Genomic DNA, 6,236 nt, shown 5'->3' with positions numbered 1-6,236 from the left:
CAGTACGAACGGGGAGCACCCGGTACCGCCCGTGGGAAAGTGGGGATAACTCAGCTTGGGTCTGGCTTGACATACAATATATATGTCATTATATTGGGTGCGGGGGGTGCGCTAGGGTGAAGAAGTCCATGGTGTACCTTGAGGATGAGCAGTATCACTTGCTGAGAAGAGTGGCGGCCCGGTCCGGCAAGAGGATGTCGGAAATCATACGGGAAGCCCTGAGGGCCTACCTTGCGGAAAAGGCCGGGGTGGACTACTTCTCCATCTTGGGCATTGCCGAGGGGCCGAGGGACGGCCGCACTTCGGAGGAGGCCGAAGAGGTGCTCAAGGAGGCACTGCGGTGATCCTGGTGGATACCGGCGCCCTTTACGCGCTTATCGACCGAAACGACGTGAACCACGCCCAGGCGGCCCAGTTCTACCGCCGTACCGCCGGGCGGGAGGTTCTTGGGATCGGTCTCCCGGTGTTAACCGAGGCGTACCTGCTGCTGGAAGCCAGGCTGGGCGGCTACTACGCCGACCGGCTGTGGTCCGCGGTGGCGGAAGGAGTCTTTGAGGTGCTCCCCCTGGAACGGGAAGACCTGCTGGTGGCACTGGACATCCAGGGGAAGTACCAGGATGCAGGCTTTGGATTCGTGGACGCTACTTGCTTCGCCCTGTGCGAGCGCTATCGCCTGCGGCGGGTGTTTACCTACGACCGCAAGCACTTCGCTCTTTACCGGCCTGCCTTCGCCGAAGGATTAGAGCTGCTGCCCTGAAGACCGTGCGTCACCCGTCTCATATGCCTGCCGCTGCGGCCCCGATCCGGCCGACTGCAGTCGGTCGGGGCTTCGCGCGTTTGCCTCCTTCTCGCGCCTGCCGGCACGGAAGGGGGTTTTTGGTTCTCAGAACCTTTCGCCCTTCTGCGCCGTCTAAGAAGCAAGAGAACCTTGCAGGAGGGAAGGTCCATGGCGAGAGCGAAGTGGTGGAGGGCAGCAGTGCTGTTGGCGGGGCTGGGCCTGATGGGTATGTGCCTTAAAGGGCCGGGGCCGGCCGTGGCCCAGGCGGAAGAGGCGGCCGGCGCGGTGGCCGGAACCCGGGGTACCGTTACCGTGCAGGGCCGGGGAGAGGCGCAGGCCGCGCCCGACCAGATGCTGCTGGACGTGGGCGTGGTCACCACGGCGGCCACGGCCCGGGAGGCCCAGGAGGAGAACGCCCGGCGCGCGGACCAGGTGATCAAAGGCTTTGTGGCCCAGGGGATCGACAAGAAGGACATTCAGACCGTCAATTACAGCGTGCAGCCCCAGTACGACTACCGGCCGGAAAAAGAGGGAAAGCCGCCCAGGATTACCGGCTACCGGGTGGTCAACACCCTGCGGGTGCGGGTGCGTAACCTTGCCCAGGCCGGGCCGATAATCGACCGGGCGGTGGGTGACGGGGCCAACCAGGTGCAGAGCATACAGTTCGTTCTGAGCGATACCTCGGCGGTGCAGTCGGAGGCGCTGACCAGGGCGGTGGCCGATGCCCGGCGCAAGGCGGAGGTGCTGGCCCGGGCCCTTGGCCGGCCCCTGGGCGAGGTGCTGAGCGTGAGCGAGGGCGGCGGCGGTTATCCGGAGCCGATATACTTCCGAGCGGCCGATGCCGCCCTGGGTGCCGGCGAGGCGGCCACGCCCGTGGAGCCGGGGCAGCTGACCTTCAGCGCTTCGGTGCAGGTGGTCTTCGCCCTGGGGAAGTAAGACGGGGATTAACGCCGGTCCGGGCCCCGGGGCCGCGGTAACCGGGGACGCCGGGCCGGCCTGGAACCGCGCCTTCCGTCCGGGGGCGGGACCGGCCGGGAAAAGGGTTGTGGCCCCAGGAGGGTGCGTCCGGAGCGGCGCGGCAGACGGGAGGTAACAATCAGGGGGAGGGGAAAACGTGGTCAGGAAGGTTTTGGCGCCGGTGGTGCTGGTGCTGGTGCTGGCGGCCTTTCTGGCGGGCTGCGGCCGCAGCCAGAAGGCGGTACCGCCGGTGGCGCCGGCGCCGGCAGAAGATGCGGTAGCGGAAAAGGCACCGGGAACGCAGACGGTGGAGGCCCTGGCTTCCGGGGCGCGCGCCGAGGCCGAGGCCGGGCCCGGCCTGGAGCGGGTTTACGCCTCGTTAGAAGCCGTGCAGGAGCGCAAGGTGGTGCGCAACGCGGAACTGGTGCTGGAAGTGGCCTCGGTGGATGAGGCGGTGAAGGAGCTGGAGCGGGAGGCGGCCCAGCTGGGGGGCCTGGTGGCCCAGGCCGAGCTCGACCGCTACGACGCCAGGACCCGGGCGCACCTGGAGCTGCACGTGCCGGCGGATAAACTGGAGACCTTCCTGGCCTGGGCGGCGGGGCTGGGGGAGGTCAAGAGCCAGCGCGTTTACAGCGATGACGTCACCGAGGAGTACATCGACCTGGAGGCCCGGGTGAAGACCCTGACCGCCCAGGAGGAGCGGCTGACCGAACTGCTGGCCAAGGCCGAGACCGTGGAGGACATTCTCAAGGTAGAGAAGGAACTGGAGCGGGTTCGGGCGGAAAGAGAATCCCTCGCCGGCAAGTTCAACTACCTCCGCCACCGGGTCACCTACTCCCGGGTCAGCATCCAGGTGAAGCAGTCGCAAGAGGCGGAGCCGGTGCCGCCGGCCCAGGGCTTCAAGGGCCTGGGGGCCAGGACGGCCAAGGCCTTTCTTTCCGGCTGGAACGCGCTTCAGAACCTGATTGCCGGTATTGTCCTGGTTTTCGCCTCCCTCCTAACCTGGATTCCGTTGCTGGCGGTGATCGCCTTCCTGGGCTGGCGTTTGTGGCTCCGGCGGGGCCGCAAGGGTAAGGCCTGAGCGATCCGCGGCTTCGCGCGCCGGGTCGGCGGGCGCGCAGAGCGGATGGAAGGAGCCGGTAATCGCCCGGGGCAGGTCGGGGATGCGCCGGGGGCCGGAGAAGTCTGCCCCGGGGAGGAAGGGGACTCGCGGACGCGAAGAGGTGGAGCTGAAAGGAGAGGTTGGAGCCTATGCGGGGGAGGATCCGGGGGAAGAACCTGGCTTGGATTGCACTTGTCCTGGTAATGGTGCTGATACAGGGAGGGTGGGCCCGGCCGGCCGAGGCGGCGGTCAGGCTGGTGGTGGACGGCAGGGAGGTGCAGGCCTCCCCGGCGCCGGTGATCCGGGGCGGCCGCACCCTGGTGCCGGTGCGGGTGGTGGCGGAGAACCTGGGGGCGGTGGTGCAGTGGCAGGCCCAGGACCGGTCGGTTACGGTGGTCCGGGGCGGGCGCGAGGTGAAGATGCGCATAGAGAACCGCCTGGTGGACCTGGGCGGGGATTATCTCCTGACCGACGTGCCGCCCTGCCTGATCCAGGACCGCACCTTTATTCCCCTGCGGCTGGTGGCGGAAACCCTGGGGGTGTGGATCGGCTGGGACGCGGCCACCGGCACGGTGAGGGTGGATTCCGGCCGGCAGCCGGACCCGGCCCCGCCGGTGCTGGCCATCACCTCGCCCCAGGCGGGGCAGGTTCTGACGGGAGCTGTTGACCTTAAGGTGAGCGTAACCGGCACGCTGCCCGGTGAGGCGGCGGAGCTGCGCTGTTTCCTGCTGGACCCGGCCACAGGCAGGGGGCCGATAGTGGCGCGGGGGGCGGACCTGACCGCCGCCTACCGGCTGCTTCCCGACCCGGCCTGGAGGGGCTCGTATCTCTTGGCCGCCGCGGCCTACGACCGGGCGGGCAAGTTCCTGGCCGGAGCCGTGGTGCCGGTGGAGCTGGCGGTGTCCCCGCAGGTCTCCCTGGGGGGCGTGACGGCGGGGCAGCGGGTTACGGGAACGCTTACCCTTTCTCCCGAGGTGAACTTCCTGGCCGCCTACGTGAGTTACCGCCTGGGAGACCCGGCCACGGGCCAGGTAACCGAGCTGGCCCAGGCCGATCCCTACGGCCCCTACAGCTGGACCCCGGTCTGGGCGGATAACGGGCCGCGCACCCTGCAGGCCGTGGCCTACGACCGGCTGGGACAGGCCTGCGCCGGTCCGGTGGTGCCGGTAGAGGTGGCAGTGGAGCGGCAGCTTGCCCTGAGGGGCGTGAAGGAGGGCGCGGTGGTGGACGGCCCGGTCAACCTGGGCGTGTCCCTGAACTTCTCCGCCCGCCAGGTGCAGTACCTTGTGCGCTACCCGGATTCGGGGCAGGAAAAGGTGCTGGCCACGGTGGGAGGGGCCTCCGGCTACCGCTGGTTCCCGGGGCCGGATCAGGCAGGCCGGGCGCAGGTGCTGGCGGTGATCACCGACCAGGAGGGCAGCACCTTCTCCACCGCTCCGGTGACGGTGGAGATCAGGGGAACCCCGCGGCTGGTGCCGGCCACCGTGGGGCCCAAGCAGGTGCTGACCGGCGAGGTCGCCCTCCGCTGCGAGGCCAACGTGCCCCTCGAGGGGATAGAGTACCAGCTGGTTAACCAGAAGACCGGGACGGTGCGGGTCATCGTCCGGGGCACGGATGCGCGGGCGAGTTACACCTGGAAACCAACCGCCGAGTACGCCGGCTACTGGAACCTGCGGGCGGTGGCCACCGCCCCTTCCGGGGAGAAGCTTTCCACCCCCGAGGTCCCGGTGCGGGTGTACACGGGCAAGCTCTACGGGCCGCAGCCCATCGTGGCCAAGGACCAGTTCATAAGCCTGGTCTCGCCCCTGGCGCGGCAGGTGCTGGCCGAAACCGGCATGTCCGCCGCCCTGCAGGTGGCGCAGGCCATCCTGGAGACCGGATGGGGGCAGTCGGCGCCGGTGGACAAGTACACCGGGCAGCTTTCCTACAACCTCTTCGGGATCAAGGGCGAGGGTCCGGCCGGCTCGGTGATCGCCAACACCTGGGAGGAATACAACGGGGTGGTTTACTATATAGACGCCGCCTTCCGCGCCTACCACAACGTGGGGGAGAGCTGGAGGGACCACCAGCAGTTCCTGCTCACCGGGAGCCGCTACGCGCCTTTCCGGGCGGCGATGCACAGCGGCGAGCAGGGGGCGTGGGCGCTCAAGCGCTGCGGCTACGCCACGGATTCCAAGTACGCGATCAAGCTGATAGACCTGATCCGGCGCTACCAGTTGGACCGTCTGGATGAGATGAGCATTTAGGAAGAGTGCGGCCCTGCGGGCCGGCCGGCGGTCCGGGGCGGGATTTCAGGCCGAGAAGTACACGGTCCGGTCGGAGGCGATCTCCCGCACCAGGCCCCGGCCGGCCAGCACGTCCAGGTGGGCCAGCGCCTCGGAGGTGGCCAGGAAGATGTTGGCGCCGTTCACGTCCGGGTAAAGCCGGGCGGCCACCTGCCAGGGGGTGAGGGGCCGCTCGGCCTTCCGGACGAGGTGGAGGATCTCGCGGCTCCTCTGGCGGTGGTGGTCCAGCATTTCGGCAATCCGCTCCCGGTGGCGGGTGATGGCGCGGCCGTGTCCGGGGAGCGCCTGCTTGAGTTCCAACCCGGCCAGGCGGGTGAGGGTTTCCAGATACAGGGAGAGGCTCGGGGTGCGGCCCCCGGCGCGGCTCGCGCAGGGCTCTACCACCGGGTTGGGGGTTATGTGCTCGAGAAGGGTATCCCCGCACCAGAGGAGGCCCTGCTCCGGCTCGAGAAAGCACACGTGCCCTCCCGTATGGCCGGGCGTGTGCAGGACCCGGAGGCGGTAGCCGTCGCCCGGCAGTTCCTCGCCCTCGGCCAGGGGCTCAAGGGCGTCCGGCCGCTCCAGGAAGCGGCTTATCCACTGGCGGCTGCGTTCCACTTCTTTCACCAGTTCCGGCGGCAGCCCGCTGGCCAGAAGCCACGAGGGTTCCTGCTGGTATTCGACCTGCATTTTCTTGCCTTCCCGGGGGTGCATGTATACCGCGGCGCCGCTTTCCTCCTGCAGCCGGCGCGCCAGCCCGCAGTGGTCGGGATGGGAGTGGGTGAGGAGGATGCGGCGCAGCCGCCCCATCCTGAGGCCGAGCGAGCGGAAGGCGCCGCGCAGGGCCTGCCGGGACTCCTCCGCCAGGGGCCCGGCGTCGATCAGGGTGAGGGGCTCGTCGAGGATGAGGTACAGGTTCACCGGCCCCACCGGGAAGGGTGTGGGCAGCACTATCCGTTGCCAGCGCATGCGCGTCACCGCCCGCGGCCGAATCCTTCCTGCTTTAGCCAACCTAACACAAGACCGCATCCCGGTCAATACCCTGAAGCACTGACGTATCCCCACTTTCGAGTCAACTTGAGTTGACTGGCGGTACCGGGTGCTCGCCTGAGTACATTGGCAACTCGCCGGGAAC

General features: G+C 68.5%; 6 protein-coding genes. 5 read left to right on the top strand and 1 reads right to left on the bottom strand.

The genetic code is table 11. The features are described from left to right. Positions 1–116 precede the first annotated feature (116 nt). The 5 genes from NUV99_10570 (at position 117) to NUV99_10550 (ending at position 5,083) form a co-directional block, all read left to right on the top strand. Positions 117–344, top strand: coding sequence for a ribbon-helix-helix domain-containing protein (locus tag NUV99_10570; GenBank protein MCR4420541.1), 228 nt, complete (start codon positions 117–119; stop codon positions 342–344). After that, positions 341–757, top strand: coding sequence for a PIN domain-containing protein (locus tag NUV99_10565; protein MCR4420540.1), 417 nt, complete (start codon positions 341–343; stop codon positions 755–757). Before NUV99_10570 ends, NUV99_10565 begins: the two co-directional genes overlap by 4 nt. 189 nt (positions 758–946) lie before the next feature. Further along, positions 947–1,714 carry an SIMPL domain-containing protein gene (locus NUV99_10560; GenBank protein ID MCR4420539.1) on the top strand — a complete coding sequence of 256 codons (768 nt, stop codon included), beginning with the start codon at positions 947–949 and terminating at the stop codon, positions 1,712–1,714. Between the two features lie 475 nt (positions 1,715–2,189). Beyond that, complete coding sequence (locus NUV99_10555; protein ID MCR4420538.1) at positions 2,190–2,816, top strand: DUF4349 domain-containing protein; 627 nt, start codon at positions 2,190–2,192, stop codon at positions 2,814–2,816. Positions 2,817–2,986: 170 nt separating this feature from the next. Further along, positions 2,987–5,083, top strand: a complete 2,097-nt coding sequence (locus NUV99_10550) for a stalk domain-containing protein (GenBank protein ID MCR4420537.1) — start codon at positions 2,987–2,989, stop codon at positions 5,081–5,083. 45 nt (positions 5,084–5,128) lie between these two features. On the opposite strand, the gene NUV99_10545 is transcribed toward NUV99_10550, so the two are convergent. Next, positions 5,129–6,070, bottom strand: coding sequence for an MBL fold metallo-hydrolase (locus tag NUV99_10545; protein ID MCR4420536.1), 942 nt, complete (start codon positions 6,068–6,070; stop codon positions 5,129–5,131). Positions 6,071–6,236: the final 166 nt, after the last annotated feature.

It is taken from the genome of Clostridia bacterium, from assembly GCA_024653205.1.
Taxonomy (GTDB): domain Bacteria; phylum Bacillota; class DSM-521; order Neomoorellales; family SLTJ01; genus JANLFO01.
Note: the sequence above shows the minus strand (reverse complement) of the source record. Positions and strands in the feature narration are given on the sequence as shown.

Bases quoted from the DNA above. Each gene is read 5' to 3' on its own strand.
- NUV99_10560 (MCR4420539.1), top strand. From the start codon at position 947: ATGGCGAGAGCGAAGTGGTGGAGGGCAGCAGTGCTGTTGGCGGGGCTG.
- NUV99_10550 (MCR4420537.1), top strand. From the start codon at position 2,987: ATGCGGGGGAGGATCCGGGGGAAGAACCTGGCTTGGATTGCACTTGTC.
- NUV99_10545 (MCR4420536.1), bottom strand. From the start codon at position 6,070: ATGCGCTGGCAACGGATAGTGCTGCCCACACCCTTCCCGGTGGGGCCG.